The organism is Pseudoalteromonas sp. PAB 2.2 (assembly GCF_001938575.1).
GTDB classification, from domain to species: domain Bacteria; phylum Pseudomonadota; class Gammaproteobacteria; order Enterobacterales; family Alteromonadaceae; genus Pseudoalteromonas; species Pseudoalteromonas lipolytica.
The window spans coordinates 380696-403202 of sequence record NZ_LYPI01000009.1 but is presented as its reverse complement, the minus strand read 5'-3'; the positions used below and the strand labels follow the sequence as shown (position 1 = coordinate 403202).

General features: G+C 42.5%; 25 protein-coding genes. 15 read left to right on the top strand and 10 right to left on the bottom strand.

The features are described 5' to 3' along the window. The 7 genes from BWD47_RS08480 to BWD47_RS08450 all read right to left on the bottom strand — a co-directional run. Nucleotides 1-194: transposase DNA-binding-containing protein (locus BWD47_RS08480; protein ID WP_075593687.1), on the bottom strand; the 194-nt coding region annotated here is incomplete at its 3' end. A 124-nt stretch (nucleotides 195-318) separates the two neighbouring features. Further along, nucleotides 319-789: a hypothetical protein gene (locus tag BWD47_RS08475; RefSeq protein WP_075593800.1), complete on the bottom strand. Its 471-nt coding sequence runs from the start codon at nucleotides 787-789 to the stop codon at nucleotides 319-321. Further along, nucleotides 789-1931: a PepSY domain-containing protein gene (locus BWD47_RS08470; RefSeq protein WP_075593799.1), complete on the bottom strand. Its 1143-nt coding sequence runs from the start codon at nucleotides 1929-1931 to the stop codon at nucleotides 789-791. The genes BWD47_RS08475 and BWD47_RS08470 overlap by 1 nt, the downstream gene beginning before the upstream one ends. Before the next feature lie 106 nt (nucleotides 1932-2037). Then, complete coding sequence (locus tag BWD47_RS08465; RefSeq protein WP_075593798.1) at nucleotides 2038-2880, bottom strand: mechanosensitive ion channel family protein; 843 nt, start codon at nucleotides 2878-2880, stop codon at nucleotides 2038-2040. Nucleotides 2881-2913: 33 nt separating this feature from the next. Next, nucleotides 2914-3624 (bottom strand): LrgB family protein, encoded by a 711-nt coding sequence (locus BWD47_RS08460; RefSeq protein ID WP_036966578.1) that lies wholly within the window; start codon nucleotides 3622-3624, stop codon nucleotides 2914-2916. Further along, nucleotides 3614-3967: a CidA/LrgA family protein gene (locus BWD47_RS08455; RefSeq protein ID WP_075593797.1), complete on the bottom strand. Its 354-nt coding sequence runs from the start codon at nucleotides 3965-3967 to the stop codon at nucleotides 3614-3616. The genes BWD47_RS08460 and BWD47_RS08455 overlap by 11 nt, the downstream gene beginning before the upstream one ends. Before the next feature lie 71 nt (nucleotides 3968-4038). Continuing rightward, a complete protein-coding gene (locus BWD47_RS08450) occupies nucleotides 4039-4830 on the bottom strand; it encodes a crotonase/enoyl-CoA hydratase family protein (protein ID WP_075593796.1) in 792 nt (263 codons plus the stop codon). A gap of 268 nt (nucleotides 4831-5098) precedes the next feature. Between BWD47_RS08450 and BWD47_RS08445 the strand changes: the two genes are divergently transcribed. The 5 genes from BWD47_RS08445 (at nucleotide 5099) to BWD47_RS08425 (ending at nucleotide 11212) form a co-directional block, all read left to right on the top strand. Further along, on the top strand, nucleotides 5099-6298 hold the full coding sequence (locus tag BWD47_RS08445) for an efflux RND transporter periplasmic adaptor subunit (RefSeq protein ID WP_230235559.1): 1200 nt from the start codon (nucleotides 5099-5101) through the stop codon (nucleotides 6296-6298). 9 nt (nucleotides 6299-6307) lie between these two features. Then, nucleotides 6308-9421 carry an efflux RND transporter permease subunit gene (locus BWD47_RS08440; protein WP_075593795.1) on the top strand — a complete coding sequence of 1038 codons (3114 nt, stop codon included), beginning with the start codon at nucleotides 6308-6310 and terminating at the stop codon, nucleotides 9419-9421. Between the two features lie 119 nt (nucleotides 9422-9540). Continuing rightward, entirely contained in the window at nucleotides 9541-9861 is a 321-nt protein-coding gene (locus tag BWD47_RS08435; protein WP_036966590.1) for an HI1450 family dsDNA-mimic protein, read from the top strand. A gap of 11 nt (nucleotides 9862-9872) precedes the next feature. Further along, complete coding sequence (locus tag BWD47_RS08430) at nucleotides 9873-10715, top strand: YdiY family protein (protein WP_118844560.1); 843 nt, start codon at nucleotides 9873-9875, stop codon at nucleotides 10713-10715. 14 nt (nucleotides 10716-10729) lie between these two features. Then, the gene (locus BWD47_RS08425) at nucleotides 10730-11212 is read left to right on the top strand and encodes a hypothetical protein (RefSeq protein ID WP_074989039.1); all 483 of its coding nucleotides are present in this window, start codon (nucleotides 10730-10732) and stop codon (nucleotides 11210-11212) included. A 54-nt stretch (nucleotides 11213-11266) separates the two neighbouring features. Here the strand turns inward: BWD47_RS08425 and BWD47_RS08420 are convergent, their stop codons facing one another. Next, entirely contained in the window at nucleotides 11267-11752 is a 486-nt protein-coding gene (locus tag BWD47_RS08420; protein WP_036966596.1) for a peptidylprolyl isomerase, read from the bottom strand. A 12-nt stretch (nucleotides 11753-11764) separates the two neighbouring features. Beyond that, on the bottom strand, nucleotides 11765-12676 hold the full coding sequence (gene ygfZ / locus BWD47_RS08415) for a tRNA-modifying protein YgfZ (protein ID WP_036966598.1): 912 nt from the start codon (nucleotides 12674-12676) through the stop codon (nucleotides 11765-11767). Between the two features lie 120 nt (nucleotides 12677-12796). Between ygfZ and BWD47_RS08410 the strand changes: the two genes are divergently transcribed. Together BWD47_RS08410 and BWD47_RS08405 are read left to right on the top strand one after the other, a co-directional pair. Next, nucleotides 12797-13048: a succinate dehydrogenase assembly factor 2 gene (locus tag BWD47_RS08410; RefSeq protein WP_036966599.1), complete on the top strand. Its 252-nt coding sequence runs from the start codon at nucleotides 12797-12799 to the stop codon at nucleotides 13046-13048. Further along, nucleotides 13041-13454 (top strand): hypothetical protein, encoded by a 414-nt coding sequence (locus BWD47_RS08405; protein ID WP_256719295.1) that lies wholly within the window; start codon nucleotides 13041-13043, stop codon nucleotides 13452-13454. The genes BWD47_RS08410 and BWD47_RS08405 overlap by 8 nt, the downstream gene beginning before the upstream one ends. On the opposite strand, the gene nadB is transcribed toward BWD47_RS08405, so the two are convergent. After that, nucleotides 13423-15045 (bottom strand): L-aspartate oxidase, encoded by a 1623-nt coding sequence (gene nadB, locus BWD47_RS08400; protein ID WP_036966601.1) that lies wholly within the window; start codon nucleotides 15043-15045, stop codon nucleotides 13423-13425. The genes BWD47_RS08405 and nadB overlap by 32 nt on opposite strands. A 404-nt stretch (nucleotides 15046-15449) precedes the next feature. Here nadB and rpoE point away from each other — a divergent pair, with 404 nt between their 5' ends. The 8 genes from rpoE to era all read left to right on the top strand — a co-directional run bounded on the left by rpoE (nucleotide 15450) and on the right by era (nucleotide 22495). After that, a complete protein-coding gene (rpoE, locus tag BWD47_RS08395; protein ID WP_036969086.1) occupies nucleotides 15450-16031 on the top strand; it encodes an RNA polymerase sigma factor RpoE in 582 nt (193 codons plus the stop codon). 1 nt (nucleotide 16032) lies between these two features. After that, the gene (locus tag BWD47_RS08390) at nucleotides 16033-16659 is read left to right on the top strand and encodes a sigma-E factor negative regulatory protein (RefSeq protein ID WP_036966603.1); all 627 of its coding nucleotides are present in this window, start codon (nucleotides 16033-16035) and stop codon (nucleotides 16657-16659) included. Nucleotides 16660-16663: 4 nt separating this feature from the next. Further along, the gene (locus BWD47_RS08385; RefSeq protein WP_036966604.1) at nucleotides 16664-17620 is read left to right on the top strand and encodes a MucB/RseB C-terminal domain-containing protein; all 957 of its coding nucleotides are present in this window, start codon (nucleotides 16664-16666) and stop codon (nucleotides 17618-17620) included. Between the two features lie 3 nt (nucleotides 17621-17623). Beyond that, nucleotides 17624-18073, top strand: a complete 450-nt coding sequence (locus BWD47_RS08380) for a SoxR reducing system RseC family protein (RefSeq protein WP_036966606.1) — start codon at nucleotides 17624-17626, stop codon at nucleotides 18071-18073. Between the two features lie 70 nt (nucleotides 18074-18143). Further along, nucleotides 18144-19931, top strand: a complete 1788-nt coding sequence (lepA, locus tag BWD47_RS08375) for a translation elongation factor 4 (protein ID WP_036966608.1) — start codon at nucleotides 18144-18146, stop codon at nucleotides 19929-19931. Nucleotides 19932-19957: 26 nt separating this feature from the next. Further along, nucleotides 19958-20893: a signal peptidase I gene (lepB, locus tag BWD47_RS08370; RefSeq protein ID WP_036966610.1), complete on the top strand. Its 936-nt coding sequence runs from the start codon at nucleotides 19958-19960 to the stop codon at nucleotides 20891-20893. Between the two features lie 2 nt (nucleotides 20894-20895). Next, complete coding sequence (gene rnc / locus BWD47_RS08365; RefSeq protein ID WP_036966612.1) at nucleotides 20896-21573, top strand: ribonuclease III; 678 nt, start codon at nucleotides 20896-20898, stop codon at nucleotides 21571-21573. Next, complete coding sequence (era, locus tag BWD47_RS08360; RefSeq protein ID WP_036966614.1) at nucleotides 21563-22495, top strand: GTPase Era; 933 nt, start codon at nucleotides 21563-21565, stop codon at nucleotides 22493-22495. Before rnc ends, era begins: the two co-directional genes overlap by 11 nt. Nucleotides 22496-22507: the final 12 nt, after the last annotated feature.

Here is a 22507-nt window from a genome sequence, read left to right as displayed (position 1 = left end):
TCAATGTGTTCGTTGCGGATAAAGCGGTAGGCACCTTCCATATCGGCGGGGGATTGAGTGATGTTCACAAGTGGTTTTCCTGGTTCATTTGCAAGAGTTGATGCTAACCTTACCAGACGCGCAGTTCTTCGTGGATCACCTAAGTCCGATTTACCGAATTGTTGTGTTGCCCAATGAGTATGTTCGTTAATCATGATGTGTCTCCAAACAAGATTTGAAGATCTGATCATGACGTTGAGATTTAGTTCAAAAAAATCCCTGCTAATTTCTCAGCAGGGATTTGTGTATAAGAGACAGCTCAGTGAGTGGCTTTAAAAATTATTGACTAATAAACTGATTAGGAATGTCCCATTGTAGGGTGTGTAATTGACCCTGCCATGTCTGAATTGTGACCCACAATTTGTCATCGGCCGAAATAGCTTTCGGGGCTATTACATGTGCGTGTTGACCATGTGCCGTTCCATGCATAAGGCCTTCTTCATCTTTTGCAAATTCAGTGAGTGGCAGCGGCGCTTCACCTATATTTAAATAGGCTTGACGTATATTGCTAATATCACCTTGATTAAAGGCGATAAAGAAATCTTTTACATACTCGTTATGATGCGAATAGGGGGCATCTTCATTAAGTGGCATTGGCGCAATTTTAAACTCACCTGCTTGTTGTTCTTGCCAAAGAGCAGGGAATTGTGGGTTGAGCGATTGGTAAATAAACCACACCGGTAAGGCGAGCACAATTGCATGTAACAGGTACTTTTTACGTTGCCACCACGTTGCGTTTAAACGTGCCATTAGTTTGCCTCCTGAATGTTATTAACGGGCGCAACTTGGCGTGCTTTTTCAGGTTTATTTTTTACCAATTTAGAGGTGTACATCATAAACCCTGTGACTGACATACCACTTAAAATTAAGCCAAAGATAAACCAGATAACTTTGGTCCAAAGGCCACCAATATTACCGTAATGAAGGGGGTCGGTAATGTGCGATAGAGTTTGTAATCCTGTCATTGTTTCTGGACTTTTGCTGGCTGCTATCTCACCGGTCCATGGATTAACAGAGGTTGAGTACGCGTAGTTATCATAAAAAATCGTATCACCACTGCCCATAATGTTGAACATACCGCGATTATGCTCTGGTAGCATCACATAGCTCGGTTTAAAGTCGGGATACTTTGCTTTTGTGGCTGCTAATGCGGCTTTTAAATCAGTTGGTGGTGTTTGTTTTGTGGCGGGCAATGTCGACACCGCCACTAACGGGGCGTGCTCTTCAATATCAATTTCGTTGTGCCACATAAAGGCTTGTACAAAATACCATAAGCCAGTCAACGCCATGATGGCCATAAACCAAATTGACCATACTCCGCTGAGTGTATGTAAGTCCTTGAGGAAGGTTTTACGGCCTTGATTAAAGCGCAATTTTGGTTGCGTGAATGCACGCCAGAAATTCTTATAAATTACTAAGCCAGTGATTAGAGCACCCAGAATAACAAATGCCATTGCGCTTACTAAGTAATAACCAATGCTGTAGCCTTCTTGCCAAGGGAAAAATAACCAACCATGCAGGGTACGCATAAACTCAATAAACGAAATGGTGCTGTTTACAGCTTGCACTTCGCCAGTGTATTGATTGACGTAAGCAACAGCATAAGGTTTGTCTGTGTCGGTAAAAATGACTGCGTTAACAAGGTAAGGCTCATAAGTAAGTACACTCATAACATCGGCACTTGGGTAAGCACTTTCTACGCTTTCAATAACCTGATCAACAGGCATCGCCGGTAAATTATTAGGGTTAGTTGCGCGTGCTTCGCTGTTGGTTAACCACATCAGTTCATGGCTTATTACTGAAATTGTGCCCGTAACACAGATAAAGCAGAATAACACCCAGATAGGCAGCGAAAACCAACCGTGTAGCTGGAACCAAAGACGTTTACTCATGAAAAATAGCCCGACATTTAATTGATGATAGTAATTGTTATCATTCAAATTGTACTACAAAGCTTTAATGAAACACAATCTCTGTCGTCGCGAGGTAAAAAAGGTGCTATTCAGCACCTTTCTCATGTGTGTGATTAAGTGTAACGATCCGCTGTGGGAAGGGAATGTCGATATCTGCACCCTGAATAGCGCTGAATACTTTGCGGTTAACCGAGAGCTTGGTTTCAATAATTTTGGTCGTCGGTACCCAATAACGATAACTTAATGTCACGCCGCTGTCTGCAAAGCGCTCGATACCCACTTGTGAATGAGGCTCGTCGGCAACTAATTCGTGCTCTTTTAATACTGTTTCGATGAGTTCAATTGCTAAGTCTGCGTTGGCATCGTAGGCAATATCAATTTCACCTTTTACCAGTGAATAACTAAACGAATTATGTAAAATTTCACCAACAATGTGTTTGTTTGGGATAGTGATTTCGACTTTTTCTTCGTTAATCAAAATAGTATACCCAAGTTCAATAGTTTTAACTTGTCCGCTAACGCCCTTTACTTCAATCGTGTCGCCAACAACAAAAGGGCGCGTGGCAATGATTGCAAGACCAGCCCCATAATTTGACAGCATACCTTGCAGTGCTAAACCAGCCCCTAACGATGCAGCACCGATTGCTGCAACAAATGGCGTAACACTGATGCCAATTTTACCCAGTGCGATAACCAAAAACATAATAATAAGCAGTACTTTAACAACGTTACTGACAAAGTTAGTTAAGGTTATGTCAATGTTGTGCCGTTGCATTAATCCAGCAATCATTTTTGATACTTTTTGTGCGACCCATAAACCAAAGAACAGGATTAAGATGGCACCAAAAATTTGCATGCTGTAGGTAACGAGGTATTCGGTAATTAAGTGGTAGTATTTTTCAACTTGTTGTAATTCAGAATCGATCATGTGTTTTCCTAACAAGGTTACTGCTTGCCCTGACTATACCAGAGCATGTTGTAAAACAGGATAGAGTAAGGGCACTATTATAGCGCTTAAAAGCGCACTCAGTGCCATTGCGACCGATGCAAATGCGCCGGCTTTTGCCTCTTCAGTAATAAGTGAGGCGGTGCCAATAGCATGACACGCGGTGCCGATGGCAACACCTTTAGCTTGTGCATTACGGATGTTTAATAGCGAAAAAATTAAATTGCCAAAAATCCCACCCAGTACACCAATAAAAATAACCATTGCAGCAGCAAGAGAAGGAATACCGCCCAGTGCATCCGTGACAATTAACGTGATGGGCGTTGTAACAGAAAGGCTGGCAAGCGATGCACTAAGCTCAGCAGGGGCAGCAAAAAAATAGCAAATGAGTGAGGCAACAACAGTGGCGTTAATCACCCCTAAGCTACAGCTAATCACGATGAGTAATAGGTTTCTTCTTACGTGCACAAACTGCTGATACAGCGGCAAAGCGAGGGCGACTATCGCTGGTTCTAATAACCAGCTGAGTATTTTGCTGTGCTCAGCAAACGGCGCATAAGGTAAGTCGAGTGTTACAAGTAACGCAGCAATAATCAAAATAGCCCAGCAAACAGGGTTGCTAAGTGCTTTTGAAACACCGTGAGTTGTTTTGTTGTTGAGGACTCTTAGTAACAAAAAAAGGCAAATAATGACTGGAACGCTTAACCACCATAAATTAGTCGTCATTTTCACGCCCCTTAAAATAGGCGATAACGCCACCAATGAGCAATACGCTGCTCAAAGGCACAACAATAAACACAGTGAGCAAAAGCGACCAATGTTGACCAATTAAATCAAGGTGCTCAACGATGCCAACGCCCGCTGGAATAAAAAATAATGGCATGTAATTTAACAGAGGGCTGGCTGTCGGTTTTAGCTGATGCTCTTTAACAACCCCCGTTAATAGCAGTAAAAGTAACATGACCATAGCGAGCAATGGCGCAGGAAAAGAGCTGTTAAGTAACAGGCTTAAATACTTAGCGACCGCTAAGCACGCAAGAATAATGGCACTACTGAACAGGTATTTCATGATAGATGGAAAATGGCTTGTGAAAGTTCAACTACATCATACCCTTGTCAGTAGTACTATGCGACTTTAGCTTACCATGACTTGGCGTTGTTAAACTCAATATCATCTGCTCCTTTTGCTATAGCAATGGCTTTTTTGGTATTTGGGTTCATTAATAAGCGAATTTGGCTCCAGGTTTCTTTTGCTAAGATTTTACGTTGCTGCGAGCGATAGCTCTGTTGAGTAAGCCGCTTAATTGCTGCCAATGTATCTGGTGAACGCGCCATAAGGGTTTCGAGCATTGCCGCGGTGTGTTTATCAACATCATCTGTAAGCTGGGTAACAAGCCCATAGTCTTTAGCGTCCTCAGCAGATACGGGACCGGCATGACTTGCCAACCAGAGTGCTTGGTCATGTTTCATTAATCCTGCAAGCACCACATTTGCTCCCATATCGGGGCATAACCCCCAGCGTGCTTCCATAATCGCCAGTTTGGCGTGTTTATCTACAATTCGGTAATCGGCACCGAGTGCTATTTGCATTCCTCCGCCAAAGCAATGCCCCGAAATTTTTGCGATTACAGGAATACTTAAATCTTGCCAGCCTAAGACCACTTTTTGCGCAAGGTTCTGATTGCCCGGCAGCCACTTAAAAAGCAGTTTCATGATGTTACTGGGCTTTTTCATAACGGCTGCGACATCGAGCCCAGAACAAAAATGTTCACCTTCACCACTAATCACCACAGCGCGTAAGCGAGGGTCACGTTTAATTTTTTTGATGACGCGTGACAGCTCGACAAACATATCAAAACTAAGCGCATTTTGCTTTTCTGGACGAGCAAGGTAAACCCAAGCGACGTGTTGTTTTATTTCTAGCTTTATCATGGCAACTCCTCTGACCTGTGTGTTAGAGCTTACGAGCTAATGACAAGTATGTAAAGAAATGCTGATGTGTCGCAAAGAAACGTTAATTTTTTCAAAAAACGGTAACTCTGTCATATGCTTGATTACAAATTGATGTATATTTTTAAAACAAAGAAGCAGGTTTTCAACTAGCTCAATTTTGCTATCGGTAAGATACTGGCTCAAACTTTCGCAAAATACCACGACACGACTAGACTTAGCGTTAAGTCGCGCTACAAGGAGTATACATATGCTGATGCGCAAAACAGCTCGCATAAAGAATCAATCATCATCTTTTATAACAACCGCCTTATTTACCGTGGCTTTTAGCTCGGCTTTAGTAGGCTGTTCCGATGATAAATCAACGAAACAGGCTACGCCGCCACCGGCGGTATCTGTTTTTAATGTTGTTACCCAAGAAGTCGGAGATTATCGAGAGTTTGTCGCCCGCACTGAAGCGTTTCAAGAAGTTAAAATTAGAGCCCGTGTTGAGGGGGAGCTCATTGAGCGTCACTTTGACGAAGGATCTGCGGTTGAAAAAGATCAGTTATTATTGCGTATAGACCCGTCTGAATACCGCTCCACGGTGGCCGAGGTTGAAGCCGATCTTAAAAGTAAAAAGGCTGCTGCAAGTGCTGCCCAAAGAGACTTAAAACGGGGTCGAGATGTTGCCTCTCAAGGGTTTATTTCGCAGTCCGATTTAGACAAGTTATTAACTAACTTTGAACAAGCGACAGCCGCGGTGAAAGCGGCCGAAGCTGAGCTTGAAAAGGCAAAGTTGAATTTAAGCTACACTGAAATTCGAGCCCCATTCGCGGGTCGTATAGGTAAAGTGAACTACGATGTGGGCAACATTATTGGGCCCTCATCGAATGAACTGGCAGAGCTGACTGATGTAGACCCCATTTATGTGAGCTTTCAAGTTGAAGAGGCTGACTACATAAGCTACCGACAGCAACATCAAACCCCAGATCGCGACCCACGTGATGTACCTATTGATTTAAGTTTACGATTACCAAATAACTCCGTTTTTCCAGGCAAGGGAGTCCTTGATTTTGCGGATACTAAAATAAATCGAAACACGGGGACCGTTGAATTAAGGGCTTCGTTCGACAACCCCGACGGCATGGTTATGCCTGGCTTGTTTGTTACATTAATAGTCGAGAGCACCAACAAAAAAGAATTAGCCTTGATTCCACAAGTTGCAGTACAAGAAAATCAACAAGGTAAGTTTGTACTTGTTGTTAATGATGAAAACACAGTATCGATGCGCGTTGTGAAACTTGGTCGCCGTATTAACGCGATGTGGGTGGTTGAGTCAGGCCTTGAAGCAGGCGAAAAGGTGATTATTGAAGGCTTACAAAAAGTCCGCCAAGGTGCAGAAGTCAAAGCCGTTGAAAAAAATGTTGATGCAACAACGGGCACTATTACTAGCAAAGCCAACTCTTAGGGGGCAGAGATGATTAGTAAAACGTTTATATCTCGCCCTAAATTTGCGCTGGTAATATCGATAGTCATTACGATTGCGGGTTTAATCTCAATGACATTATTGCCGGTGAATATGTACCCGCAGATCACGCCACCGCAAGTACAAATTTCGACAAGTTACCCCGGAGCCAGTGCTCAAATAGTGGAAGAGTCGGTGATCAGGCCCATTGAAGAGCAAGTCAATGGGGTTGAAGACATGATGTACATAGAATCGACTTCGACAAATAACGGCACGGCAAATATTACTGTTTATTTTAAGGTTGGTACCGACACAGACATAGCACAAGTGAACGTGCAAAACCGTGTTGCGCTCGCTGAAGCGGGATTACCTGAGGAAGTAAAGCGCCAAGGAGTGTCGGTTAAGAAAAAGTCGAGCTCTATGTTGTTAGGGATTAACCTTTACTCGAGTAAAGATAATATCGACGCTATTTTTCTAAGTAACTATGCAACAAACTATTTAACAGAGCCGCTTGGTCGTATAAATGGGGTTGCCTCTGCGGAGGTGATGGGTGAGCAAACCTATTCGATGCGTTTATGGCTTCGCCCAGATCGAATGGCATCATTAGGCTTAACGGTGGCCGATGTTAGAAGCGCATTGCAAGAGCAAAATACCATTGTTGCAGCAGGTAAGTTAGGCGCGGCTCCTTCGGGGCCCAGTCAGCAATTTGAATATTCAATTCAAGCAAAAGGGCGCTTAAAAACCCCAGAGGAATTTGGCCAAACCATTATTCGTTCGAGTAAAGACGGTAACTTTGTTCGTTTACATGATATTGCCCGTATCGAAATGGGGGCGGCAAGCTACAGCACCTCCGCTAAATTGAATCAGCAAGATACAGCATTTATCGTTATTTATCAGTTAACAGAAGCCAATGCCACGCAGGTTGCAGAGGATGTTAAAGCCCGTATGGCTGAGCTGGCAAAGCAGTTACCCGATGGCATCGAGTATTCTATTCCTTACGATACAACCGAATTCATTAACCGTTCTATTGAAGAAGTCGTGGTAACCCTTTTACAAGCGGTTGGTTTGGTTATTTTAGTGGTATTTTTGTTTTTACAAAATTGGCGCGCAACCCTGATTCCCACCGTTGCTATTCCGGTGTCTTTGGTGGGGACGTTTGCTTTTATGATGATGATGGATTACTCCATCAACTTAATCACCTTATTTGGTTTAGTACTGGCAATCGGTATTGTGGTGGATGACGCGATTATCGTTATAGAAAATGTTGAGCGTATTTTAAAAGAAGAGAAACTACCAATAAAAGAAGCCGTTACTAAAGCAATGGAACAAGTGTCTGGGCCTATTGTTGCAACCACACTGGTGTTGCTAGCGGTGTTTGTACCGGTTGGATTTATGCCTGGCATCACCGGAGAGTTATATAAACAGTTCTCGGTGACTATTTCATTTGCAGTGCTAATTTCTTCGGTGAATGCATTAACCTTGAGTCCGGCGCTTTGTACGCTATTACTGAATGAAAAAGCGATGAAACCGATTAAGTGGCTAGCCCCATTTGAAAATATTATTACGCGCTCGACCAGTGGCTACAGTAAAGTCGTTAACTTTATTCTAAAGCGTAGCGCACGAATGGCGCTGTTTGCGGTTATCATTTTTGCGGCCGCGGGATGGTTAGTTAAAACTGTCCCCACCGGATTCGTGCCAGCCGAAGACCAAGGTTTTCTATTTGTTGATGTGCAACTGCCAGATGCTGCGGCAAGTAACCGCACCAAAGAAGTCATGCATAAATTGGGTGATATTATTAAAAATGAACCCGCAGCAACTGATTTTATCGCCGTTTCAGGTTTTTCATTATTAGGCGGTGCAGGTTCAAATAATGCCTTGGGTATTGTGGTACTAAAAGATTGGGAAGAGCGCACAGACGCTAATTTAGGTCTGCGAGCGGTGTTAGGTCGTTTGATGGGGCAGTTTTGGGCGATGCCAGACGCACAGATAATGGCATTTAACCCGCCATCAATACCGGGACTTGGCACCAGTGCCGGTTTTGAATTTAGACTGCAAGACAGTGAAGGGCGTGAACCCGCTGCGCTTTCTCAGGTGCTTAACGGCTTAGTATACGAGGCTAATCAACGGCCTGAACTGTCAAATGTGTACAGTACATTCAGAGCAAATGTTCCGCAGTACTTTTTAGAAATTGACCGTAATAAAGCCAAAGCACAAGGAGTGGCGTTGAGTGATATCTTCTTAACACTGCAAGCACAGCTAGGTTCTTTGTACGTTAATGACTTTAATCAATTTAGCCGAACGTATCGGGTCATAATGCAAGCCGAAAGTCAGTATCGTCAAAACCCCGCAGACTTACAGTACTATTACGTGCGTAACGACGAAGGGGTAATGGTTCCTTTAACAACACTGGCCAAACTAGAACCGATTCTTGGCCCGACAAGTTTAACGCACTTTAATTTGTACCGAAGTGCCAGTATCAGTGGCCAGCCAGCGCAAGGGTATTCAAGTGGGGATGCGATTGCTGTTATGCAAGAATTGGCCGCTAAGCTACCCTCTGGGTACGTGTATGAGTGGGCAGGGCAATCTAAGCAAGAAATTGAAGCGGGCAACGTCGCGCCAATTTTATTTGGTTTAGCGGTCGTATTTGTTTACTTGTTCTTAGTTGCGCAGTACGAAAGCTGGACGATTCCATTTTCAGTTATTGCAGCTGTTCCTTTAGCTTTGTTTGGTGCCATGCTTGCACTGTACGTGATTGGGATGGAAAACAATATTTATGCGCAAGTTGGTTTAGTGTTGCTGATAGGTCTGTCGACGAAAACGGCCATATTAATTGTTGAATTTGCGATGGAAGAGCGTGCCGCCGGAAAAGGCATCGTTGAGGCAGCACTCAACGCAGCAAAATTGCGTTTTAGAGCGGTATTAATGACGGCCTTGTCATTCGTGCTTGGCGTATTACCGCTTGTGTTTGCGAGTGGGGCAGGGGCAGGCAGCCGAATATCATTAGGTGTGACTGTGCTCTTTGGTATGCTAGCGGCCACTATTTTTGGCACGTTGCTTGTTCCGCTATTTTATACATTAGTGCAAGCTATGCGTGAAAAAGTGAAAGGCCAAAGGGTCGAAAACTAAAAAAGAGACACTAACGATAAAAAAGTCAGGGTAACCTGGCTTTTTTTTTGGCAAAACAGAAAAGAGGTTTGTTATCATACCTAAAATAACGCAGTTTGCATGTGCAGAGGGTTTAAGGAATGGCTGGTCCACGCTTATATAGTGAAGAAGAAGTAACACATCAGGCGTATGATATCTTTTTAGAGTTAGCACCCGATAACTTAAGCGAACAAGATATTAATGATTTTAACGAGCACAGAGAAGAGTTAGGTTTTATCGAAGAAAGTGAGCCTGACGATCAATGGCAAGATTTTGTTGCATTAGAAATTGAACCTGAGCTGTTTGTACAAGTCTTAGTAGGGCTTGAGTTTGATAACCAAGATATTTTATTTGCCAAGATTTTAATTAGCCGAGATAAAGATGCACCGTTTTGCCACATTCTCTGGAAAGATAGCGAATAACTCTCCAGCCGATGTTTGACTCTACTTTTTGTTGTCTTAGTACAATTAAACGTGTTTTTTTAGCCGCCTTACTGCTTAGCAGTTGGCAGGCTATTGCTGTTGATCCATTTGAAGATTTTCATGAATACGGGCAGTTGTCAGAAGAAGAAATCCATAAAATCCATAAAGGCGAAATGCTGTATGGTGATATGGAGTTCGGTTTTATGGTAAGTAGAGGCAATACCAATTCAACGAGTTTCAAGTTCAAAGGTAACCTTTATCAAGACTTTGAAAAGTGGCGTAATCAATTCAAAATAGACACGCTTTACAAACGCGATCGCAATGAAGAAACCGGCGATGAAGAAGTATCAGCAGATCGTATTTTTGTCTCGGGGCAAGGAAACTATAAGCTGAACGTGAAAAATGAGTCTTTTTTCATTTACGGAGATTACGAAGAAGATAAATTTAGTGGTCTTGAGTTTAAGAGTACGGTTGCAACAGGGTATGGCAATCGTATTTATCAAGGCAGTAAAAATAAAGTCGATATAGACGTTGGACCGGGCCTTTATCGTTCAGTTGCCGATCAAGAAATTGCAACGGAAGAAGACGAAACAAAAACCGGTTATCTGCTCCGTTTAGCGTTGCAATGGGAGCGTACCGTTTCTGAGCGCACACGCTTTAATCAAGATGTGAGTTACGAGCAATCTTTGTCAGGTCTTAACTCGCGATTAAAGTCAGAAACATCATTGATCAGTAAGATTATGGGCGATGTGTCACTTAAATTTACCTACATGTATCGCTACAACTCAAAACCAGAGGAAGACAAGCTTAAGTATGACTCAGAGCTAAGTGCGACCTTTGTTTATAGCTTCTAATTAGAGAATTCTTTATGTATCAACATAAGCAATACGCAGTGTTTATTTTTGTTGTTTTGGGCTGGATAGGTGGTTTTCTTGCCTTAGCGTGGAACTTAATCGGCGCAGATGTGCCATTAATGGGGTTTTGCGCTATTTTAGTGTTAGTGGCTTTTTTATTTCATAGCTTAACTATTAAAGTAACCGATAAAACAGTGAGCTGGGCATTTGGGCCGGGTGTATTTGGTAAAACGGTGAGCTTTGACGACATTGAATCAGTCAGAGCGGTTAGTAATTCATTTCGCCATGGAATTGGTTTACGAATAACTCACGATGGCTGGGTTTACAGTGTATCAGGGTTTAAAGCTGTAGAATTAGCAATGAAAGATGGCACTCACTATCGTTTAGGCACCAACGACCAAGAAGGCTTGCTAGCGGCATTGCAGGCACACATAACTGAACCTGAATCTAAGCCAGAGCCGGAACATAAACCAGAACCAGAGCAAGTGGATGATTAATTAAGCGAATTGGTATAAAAAAAGCGCCTCAGGCGCTTTTTTTATACTGCGAGTTTAGTGGCTGTGACCACAACCGCCTTCACCGTGCACATGACCATGTGCTAACTCTTCTTCTGTTGCATCACGTACTTCAAGTACTTCAACATCAAAGTGTAAAGTAATCCCTGATAATGGGTGATTACCATCAACAATCACTTCTTCATCTTGGATATCGATGATCATCACTGATTGATCGCCTGCATCGGTTGTTGCACGAAACTGCATACCCACTTCAATATCCATCCCTTCAAACATTGACTTAGGCACAGCTTGCATTAAGTCGTCGTGACGCTCGCCATAGCCTTGGTCTGGTTCAACGGTAACACTGAAAGTATCGCCAGCTTCTTTACCTAGTAGTGCGTTTTCTAGGCCTGGGATCAAGTAACCTGTGCCAACGATAAACACCAGTGGTTCACCATCAAACGAGTTGTCGATGGTGTTTTTGTTATTATCCAATACTGAATAATGCATTTTTACCACTTTGTTTTCTGCTGCGATCATAGTCATTCCTATTTATTCATCTTCGAGAGAGTAAGGCAGAGCTTGAATCGATAGCTCAACCTGAGGGAGGTGTTTAGCACGTAATAATTGGCCAGTTTCATTGTCATTCGGTAACACAACGAGTCCCATTAAAGTGCGCGTTTCTTGATTATAACTTTGACTGATAAGCTTGCCAGCGCGACGCCAGTTTTCACCCATTTGTGTTTCGAGTTCAAGCTCATCGAGTAAACCATCTGCTTCACCCGCAACGATATACATGGCGCGCTTGTTTTTGCCAAGATACTTCATACGGGCAACGGTTTCTTGGCCTGTGTAGCAGCCTTTTCTAAAGCTGATACCGCCAATCGCGTGTAGGTTAACCATTTGTGGCACATATTCGCCAATGGCCTCACTGTTAAGTGAAGGCTCACCCGCGGCAATCGCTGCTTGTTGCCATTGGGCATCGTTATCGAGTGCAATAACGTTTTCGGGTAAACTAAAGTCACTATTGACCATGAGTAACACGCGGTTTTCTGCAAGCTTAAGGGCTTTACCGTCGGCAAAATCGACAGCCGTTTGCTCATCATTAAATTGAATATTAAGTGCCTCTAGCACCTCTGAGAGGTCATCACCCATCAAACCAATTAATGGCTTTTCACAGGGGTCTATTTCAACAGCAGAAAAGACCGCATATTTTTTTAACTCAACCAGAGACTGCTCAACTTCGGCTTTAGAACCAACAAGGTAGTAACTGTCTTGGTAGGTAAACAAGCGAAAAACGCCCCAAAGCTTACCTTTGGCATTACAGTGGCCCGCCCACAAGAACGTATCATTAGTGAGCTTATTGATATCCTGTGTAATTTGTCCGTGAAGGTAAGACAACTTATCTTTACCTGTTAGGCTGATAAGCGTATGAGATAATGGACTTGCGTAAACAGTCGACATAAAAACCTTCTTTACGATATAAATGAGTGCTAATGATAACTTAGTTAGGGTGGCAATTTAAATAGCTGTTTATTCGATAGCAATTTGTTAAACTGCTGACAAATAAGTACGAGGTTTAAAATGACTGAAATTCACAGTAAAGAACGTATTCGTTGGGCATGCCGTCGTGGCATGTTAGAACTTGATGTTTTATTTATGCCATTCGTTGAAGAAGCGTTTGACTCGTTAAGCAAAGAGCAACATGCCACATTTCAACGCTTACTAGAATGCGATGATCCAGACTTGTTTGCATGGTTCATGGGTCACGAAACGTGTAAAGATCCCGAGCTTAATAGCATGGTCTCATTAATTTTAGACCGAGTTCGTGTATAGATTTAGCGTTAAACAGAACACACCAGACCACAAACCCTTTGTGGTCTTTTTTTGCTTTGTAGCCATCATACTTAGCTTTGCGTATCAGCAACTTTTTTCTCAATGTCTTGTTTTCGTCTCAAGCTTTATTGTTGGGGTGATTAGCTATAAAAAAGTAACGCAATTACAGCCAACACATGGCGCTATTATTTTAGAACAGTCACAGCTTCGTTTTTTAAATAATCGTGTGAAAATGCAAGGTGCGATAAGCCCTAAGAGTAAGATCTTTTCGAATTTTGTGGTTATAAAACTAGCGGGGTTTTATAAATCACACTGGCTGATTATAACGGCAGCCAGTGTTGATGAGATAAGCTTTTCACGCTTAAAGAGGGCAATTATTGCTGTGCAGCAACCGACTTCGGTGTAAGTACCGTAGGCGTTGGGTTTTCATTTTGCGCTGGGTAATCAATGGTGTAATGCAAGCCTCGGCTTTCTTTACGTTCCAGCGCACTGCGAATAATCAGTTCAGCGACTTGCACTAAGTTACGTAGCTCTAATAAGTTGTTAGAAACTCTAAAGTTAGCGTAGTAGTCGTGAATTTCTTGTTGCAGTAATTCAACACGATGCAATGCACGTTCTAAACGTTTAGTTGAACGCACGATGCCAACGTAATCCCACATAAATAACCGTAGTTCATGCCAGTTATGCGTGATAACAATTTCTTCGTCAGAGTTCGTAACGCGGCTTTCATCCCACAGCGGTAGTGTTTCAAGTGCAGGACTTGCATCAATTTTACTCAGAATATCCTGTGCTGCTGCGTGGGCAAAAACAATGCATTCGAGCAATGAGTTGCTTGCCATTCGGTTTGCACCATGCAGACCTGTGTAAGCAACTTCACCAACTGCATACAAGTTATCTAAATCAGTACGTCCATTAAAGTCAGTCATGACACCCCCACAAGTATAATGGGCTGCGGGGACGACAGGAATAGCTTCTTTGGTGATATCTAAACCAACACTTAAGCATTTTGCGTAAATTGTCGGGAAATGCTCAATAATAAAATCTTTATCTTTGTGGCTAATATCTAAATAAACACAGTTAGCGCCTAAGCGTTTCATTTCAAAATCAATCGCGCGGGCAACAATATCGCGGGGAGCCAGTTCTTCACGTTCATCAAAGTCTTTCATAAAGCGTGTGCCATCGGGGCGTTTTAAGTACGCACCTTCACCACGCATTGCTTCGGTAATTAAAAAGTTTTGCAGCTCAGGGTGGTACAAGCTCGTAGGGTGGAATTGGTTAAATTCCATATTGGCAACACGGCAGCCCGCTCGCCATGCCATGGCAATACCATCGCCACTCGATACATCGGGGTTAGAGGTATATAAATACACTTTACTCGCACCGCCTGTCGCCAGCGCAACAAACTTGGCTGCAATTGTTTCTACTTTCTTGTCTTCACAATTCCACACATACAAACCGTGGATGTGTTTACCTTTTCGGCCTAAGCTTTTATCACCAATTAAATCAATGGCATTGTAGTTTTCTAATAAAGTGATATTTGGGTGGGCTTGCACTTGGCTGATAAGCGTAGTTTGAACGGCGCGACCTGTTGCATCGGCAGCATGCAAAATGCGGCGATGACTGTGGCCACCTTCGCGCGTTAAATGAAAACGTTCTTTACCTTTTGAATCAAACTCCATATCAAAAGGCACACCTTGCTCAATTAACCATTTTAAACATTTTTTGGCATTGCTGGCAGTGTAGTGCACAGCGTCGCGGTCACATAAACCACCGCCAGCATCGAGCGTATCTTGAACATGTGACTCAATACTGTCATTTTTTTTATCAAAAACCGCGGCAATACCACCTTGTGCATATAAAGTAGAGCCTTCAGTTAATGCGCCTTTGCTAAGCACGGTGACGTTACAGTGATTAGCAAGTGATAAAGCAAGCGAGAGGCCAGCGGCGCCGCTGCCGATAATAGCGACATCAGTAATGTGATGTTTATTTTGGTTCATGTCTGTGGTCTTTGCAGTTACAATGCTCTGGAAATAGTGCTAAAAGTATGAGCAAAAAAAATTGTATATGATATACGTATATGTACCATATTTGCCGTAACACTATTAGTCATTTTAATACGTTATACCAATATTATTAGGTTTATCGTCACTTAAACAGCGAATTTTTAACTGTTTAGCATTGTGAATCAAACTGACTTTGAATAGAGATAACTGTTGAATTATCAGCAGTTACTAGGATTGTCGAGTAATAAGATTGGTATAACTCACATTATTTGCGTGCTATTTTATAAAAAAATTATTTTAAACTGAACTTTTATATTCATGGTGCAGTCATAGTTTGTGTAAACAATGGCGAGTATATGAATAGCAAGCAAGAATCAAACAGAGGAGTACCGGCTCGAATGAGCGAGCAGGATTTGGATTTAGCGCTAGTAAAAAGGGTCCAGCAAGGAGATAAAAACGCCTTCAACCTATTAGTTAGAAAATATCAGAATAAAATTGCAGGTTTGATTTCACGTTATGTTTCAAACCAAGGTGATGTTGCTGATGTCGCACAAGAAGCCTTTATTAAAGCTTATCGTGCTTTGCCTAACTTTAGAGGTGATAGCGCCTTTTATACTTGGTTGTACCGTATCGCCGTAAATTGTGCTAAAAATTACTTAGTTGCTCAGGGGCGTAAGCCGCCAGCTAACGATGTTGATGCCGAAGAAGCAGAATTTTATGACAGTGCAGACGCAATGCGTTCAAACGCATCGCCAGAAAACCTGTTATTAAGTGACGAAGTACGTGCTGTAATTTTTAATACGATTGATAGTTTGCCTGAAGATCTTAAAACTGCGATTACCCTTCGTGAAATCGAAGGTATGAGCTATGAAGAAATAGCCGTGGTTATGGATTGCCCCGTGGGGACGGTACGTTCGCGTATTTTCCGTGCCCGTGAAGCGATTGACAATAAATTAAATCCATTAATAGGTGAGTCTTAGTATGACAAAAGCAGACGTTAACAAGTTGGATAATGAGCAGTTATCCGCATTACTTGACGGCGAGCAGCAGTTAACTGATGAAGCGATTACAAACGACGATGTAACTACATTTGGTCGTTATGCAATGATCGGTGACGTAATGCGTGCTGAGGCAAATAACAGCGCCTTCAATTTTGACATTGCTGATGCAGTGGCAGATGCACTCGAACATGAACCTGTGTACGCAGATTTCGCGAATAAAACAACGGCACCAAAAAGCGAAGAAATCGTGGCGGCAACAGGCACCGACAATGTCGTTGCATTTAATTGGCGTCGACCCTTTGCCCAAGTAGCGATTGCTGCAAGTGTGGCTATGTTTGCGATTGTTGGTGTACAAACACTGCCGCAAAACAGCGAATCACCGCAGAGCGAAATTCCTTTATTACAAACAACACCACTAACCGGTGTGGCATCACCTGTCAGTTACTCATCTGAGCAACCTGCACTTGAAAATGCCCAACAAGGTTTACGCGAATTACAACAGCAACGTATTGGTGCGCTTGTACTTGAACACCAACGCCAAGCACGTGTTGCATATTCGCTTGAAAAGTCACAAACTGCGGCTAACGCAGATGAGGAAAAAAACTAATTAAATGAAAGTGTTTACTTTTATTTTGTCGCTGGTGTTAATAGCTCCCGCTTTTGCCAGCGACGAAAACCCCGCCAAAGCATTATTACTCGATATGGCTGAAGCCGTTCATACCCGCAATTTCGACGCATCGTTTGTCGTCGTTAAAGGCCAAGCAATGGAACCTTATCGCTGGCTGCATGCCAAGCAAGGTAATGTAGAGCTTGAACATTTAAGTTTACTGAATGGCGCAGGGCTTGAAATGGCTCGCGTAAACGATCAAGTGACTTATTTTGAGCCCCATTCAGAGCCATATTCTGTACAAACTGATTCAATTGCAGGGCCTATTCCTGAAGTGCTTTTTAAAGATATAGAGCGTTTAAGTGCGCAGTACGATTTTGTACTAGGCGGAAAAGGTCGTATAGCAGGGCGCTCAGCGCAGCTTGTGCGTATTGAGTCAAAAGATGAGTACAAATTCAATTATTGGATATGGTTAGATTTAGAATCATCACTGTTATTGAAATCAGCGTATGTGAACCACAAAGGTGAAATGCTTGAGCAATTACAGTTGACCCACATTAGTGTGACAGAGCAACCTGCACAGATGCTGTTAGAAATGCAAAATCGTGATTTTCCTCCTCCGCTTCCGGTCAGTGAAATTGATAACGAAAGCACAGGCAGTGCGGTTAATAATTGGAAAATTGGCTGGTTGCCAGCAGGCTTTAAATTATTAAAGTCAGACCGTCACAAGTTAGATTTAAATAACGAACTAACCGATTACTACTTGTACTCTGATGGTTTTGTTGAGGTTTCTGTGTTCGTACAAAGACCACTGCCTGGTAAACGACCCAGTGGGGCGCTGTCATCGGGTGCGACAACCGTGTATGTCCACAATGGTGGTAGCTTTGACGTGTCGGTTGTTGGTAATATCCCCGCTATGACAGCCAAAGCCATTGCAGAGTCGGTAGCGCGACCTCTTTAAATAATGATAGAACAAACACTCACTGTCGTGTCGGTAAAAGGCACGACAGCCGATTTAGAAGCCGAGCAAAAACAAGCCTGCGCAGGATGCAATGGCCGTTGTGGCTCGCAAATCTTTGCCAAGTTATTTGGTACTGCCAAAAAAACATTCCCATACACTTTCGACAGTGAGCTAAAAGTCGGACAAAAAGTCACCTTAGCATTAGACGATAGCCACCTTGTAAAACACGCAATGGCTGTGTACATGTTGCCGTTATTATTTAGTTTAGGGTTTGCTTTGGCTGCTTTTTCAGTGTTTTCGCTTGCTGAGGGCTGGCAAATTTTAGCTGCTGTATTAGGGGGCTTAACTGGCTATGCGATAGCTAAATCAAGGGTTAAGAGCCTAAAACATGATATTAAAGTAATAAAAATTCACCCAATTACTATTCCTTTCACTCAAATAGATGGTGATTAAAGCCAATTAAATGTAAAATTGCCGCTTTATACACTTAGTCCATTTTATATAGAAGTTTAGAATCCAGTTTATGAAGCATATCCGTAATTTTTCGATCATCGCCCATATCGACCATGGTAAATCGACTCTCTCTGACCGTCTTATCCAAGTTTGTGGTGGTTTAACAGACCGTGAAATGCAGCAGCAGGTGTTAGACTCAATGGACATCGAGCGTGAGCGTGGTATTACCATCAAAGCGCAAAGTGTAACACTTAATTATACAGCCAAAGATGGCGAGACCTACCAATTAAACTTTATCGACACACCAGGACACGTTGACTTCACTTACGAAGTATCACGTTCGCTTGCTGCCTGTGAAGGTGCGCTTTTAGTTGTTGATGCTGGTCAAGGTGTAGAAGCGCAAACACTTGCTAACTGCTACACAGCGATTGAAATGGATTTAGAAGTTATTCCAGTACTGAATAAAATCGACTTACCGCAAGCGGACCCACTTCGTGTTGCAGAAGAAATCGAAGACATTATTGGTATTGATGCGCTTGAAGCCGTGCGTTGTAGTGCAAAAACAGGCGTGGGTATTGAAGACGTACTCGAAGTTATTGTTAAAGATATTCCGCCACCAGTTGGCGACAAAGATAAGCCATTACAAGCGCTTATTATTGATTCATGGTTTGACCCATACCAAGGCGTTGTGTCACTTGTGCGTATTAAACACGGTGAATTACGCGCGGGCGATAAAATTAAGATCATGTCGAACGAACAAGTTCATATCGCAGATAAAGTGGGTATTTTCACACCAAAGCAAACTAACACAGGTTTATTAAAAACTGGTGAAGTAGGCTTTGTTATTGCTGGTATTAAAGAGATTCATGGTGCACCTGTTGGCGATACAATTACGTTACAGCGCAACTCTGCACCAGAGCGTCTACCGGGTTTCCAACGCATTAAACCACAGGTTTACGCGGGTATGTTCCCAATTTCATCGGATGATTATGAATCATTCCGTGATGCGCTAGATAAACTTAGCTTGAACGATGCATCGTTATTCTTCGAACCAGAAAACTCAACTGCACTTGGTTTTGGTTTCCGTTGTGGCTTCTTAGGTATGCTACACATGGAGATTATTCAAGAGCGTCTTGAGCGTGAATACGACATTGATCTTATTACTACGGCACCTACGGTAATCTACGAAGTAGAAACCAAAGAGGGCGTTAAACAGATTGATAATCCATCTGATCTTCCGCCGGTAAACAACATTCTTGAAATCCGTGAGCCAATTGTTGAAGCTAACATATTAGTTCCGCAAGAGTTTTTAGGTAACGTTATTACGCTTTGTGTTGAAAAGCGTGGTGTACAAACTAAAATGAACTATCACGGCAAGCAAGTTGCGGTAACGTATGAATTACCGATGGCTGAAGTGGTTATGGATTTCTTTGATAAGTTAAAATCAACAAGCCGTGGTTTTGCTTCGCTTGATTATAACTTTAAGCATTTCCAAGCATCAGACATGGTACGTGTTGACGTACTTATTAATGGTGAGCGTGTAGATGCATTAGCAATTATTGTTCACCGTGATATTGCACAATCGCGTGGTCGTCAGTTAGCTGAAGCGCTTAGAGAGCTAATTCCGCGTCAACAATTTGATATTGCAATTCAAGCGGCAATTGGTCAGCATGTTATAGCGCGTACAACGGTTAAACAATTACGTAAAAACGTAATTGCAAAATGTTACGGTGGTGACGTGAGCCGTAAGAAAAAGCTTCTTCAGAAGCAAAAAGAAGGTAAAAAGCGAATGAAGCAACTAGGTAACGTTGAAGTACCGCAAGATGCATTCTTAGCTATCCTCAAAGTTGGTAAATAATTAGAAGTAAATAAAGGAATTAATGCATGGCGGGTTACTTTTCGATTTTTTTAGTGTTGTTAACACTAGGCTCAGGCTTAATTTGGTTAATTGACCACTTTATGTTTGCGCCTAAACGTCAACAGCGTATCGCCCTTGCTCAAAACGCGGCGGGTGGTGAATTAGACGAAGAAACCGCTGCATTAATTGCACCAGAGCCAAGTATTACTGAAACGGCTAAATCAATCTTTCCGATGATTGCGGCTATTACTATTTTCCGTTCATTTATTTTTGAACCGTTTCAAATTCCATCAGGCTCAATGATGCCAACATTACTTGTTGGTGACTTTATTTTGGTACAAAAGTACTCATACGGCATTAAAGACCCAATTTGGCGCACCCAGCTAGTGGATGTGGATGAGCCAGAGCGCGGTGATATTGTGGTATTTAAATACCCATTAGATGAGCGTATTGATTACATTAAACGTGCCATTGGTTTACCTGGCGATAAAATTGTTTATCGCAATAAACACCTTTATATTCAGCCAAAATGTGAAGAAGGTGTCGAACAGCAAGGTGATTTGCTGTGTAATGAATACAATAAAATAGATATGGAAATTCTCAATAGTGACGAGTTCAAGCAAGGGTCAATGAATTTAGTGCGTTTAGAAGAAAACCTAAGCCCATTGAATCACAACATTTTGATTAACCCAGAGGCGCTTGAAATGAAAGGCCGTTATTATCAACAACCGGGTACACGCTCTGACGAGTGGGTTGTTCCTGCCGATCATTATTTTATGATGGGTGATAACCGTGATAACAGCCAAGACAGTCGCTTTTGGGGCTTTGTGCCAAAAGAAAACTTGGTAGGTAAAGCCGTCTTTATATGGATGAGTTTTGAATTTGAAAATGGCCCAGATGACTTTTTACCAGGCTGGGTTCCAACTGGTGTTCGTTTTGAACGCCTAGGTAATATTCAGTAACGATGAAAAAAAACGTAACAGAGTTATACAACAAAATAGGTTATACATTTACTGATCAAGCTTTGCTTGAACAGGCAATGACGCACCGCAGCCACAAAGGTCAACATAACGAGCGTTTAGAGTTTTTAGGCGATTCGATTTTGAGCTTCGTGATTGCGAATGCGCTTTATACTAAATTTCCAAAAGCACGTGAAGGCGACTTAAGCCGCATGCGCTCAACCTTAGTACGTGGTCAAACACTGGCTGAGTTTGGCCTTGAATTTGGTCTGGGCGATTACTTACGCTTAGGGCCTGGCGAGCTGAAAAGTGGTGGCTTCCGTCGTGAATCGACTCTTGCCGATGCAGTAGAAGCCATTATTGGTGCCGTGTTCCTAGACTCAAGCATTGAACAATGTGGTGAGTTAATCTTAAATTGGTATGAATCACGCCTTGATGCAATTTCTCCTGGCTTAAACCAAAAAGATCCAAAAACATTACTTCAAGAGTACTTACAAGCGCGCAAATTATCGTTACCGGGCTACACTGTCATTGATACAAAAGGCCAAGCGCACAATCAAACATTCACGGTTGAATGTATTGTTGAAGGGATGGATAGCATTATCTCAGTAGGGAGCTCGCGTCGTAAAGCCGAGCAAAAAGCTGCTGAAAAAGCCTTAAAGATACTTAAAAATGAATCTTGATGATTTAATTAGCAAAGAACCTGCAGAGCTTGATACGCACTGTGGGATGGTGGCCATTGTTGGTCGTCCAAATGTGGGTAAATCGACCTTACTTAACTACATTGTTGAGCAAAAGGTGAGTATTACCTCGCGCAAACCACAGACCACGCGTCACCGTATTATGGGTATTCATACTGAAGGTAAATACCAAGCAGTCTACGTTGATACACCGGGTCTACATGTTGAAGAAAAGCGTGCCATTAACCGTTTAATGAACCGTGCTGCATCCAGTTCGATTGGTGATGTAGAGCTGATTATTTTTGTGGTTGAAGGCACTCACTGGAATGAAGATGACGAGATGGTACTGAATAAAGTCCGTCAAAGTGGTCGTCCAGTGTTATTGGTTATGAATAAAATTGACCAAGTAAAAGACCGCGACTTAGTGCTTCCGCACATGCAGTTTTTAGGCAATAAATTTGATTTTGTTGGCATTATTCCTGTCTCAGCAAAACAGGGTAAAAACATTGAGCTTATAAAAGCAGAAGTAACCAAGCGTCTTCCGCTGTGTGAGTTTTACTTCCCTGAAGATTATGTGACAGACCGTTCGATGCGTTTTATGTCGGCAGAGGTTATCCGTGAAAAGCTAATGCGTTTTATGGGTGATGAATTACCGTATTCTGTTACCGTTGAAATAGAGCAGTTTAAATGGCTCGATAACGGCGTGTGGCAAATTAATGGCCTGATCTTAGTTGAGCGTGAAACGCAAAAACGCATGGTTATTGGCAATAAAGGCGAAAAGCTAAAAGTTATTGGCCGTGAAGCACGTAAAGACCTTGAAGAGATGCTTGATAACAAAGTATTTTTAGAACTTTGGGTTAAAGTGAAGTCTGGCTGGGCTGATGATGAGCGTGCGCTACGCAGCTTAGGCTATGGTGAAGATTAAGCTTAGCTTGAG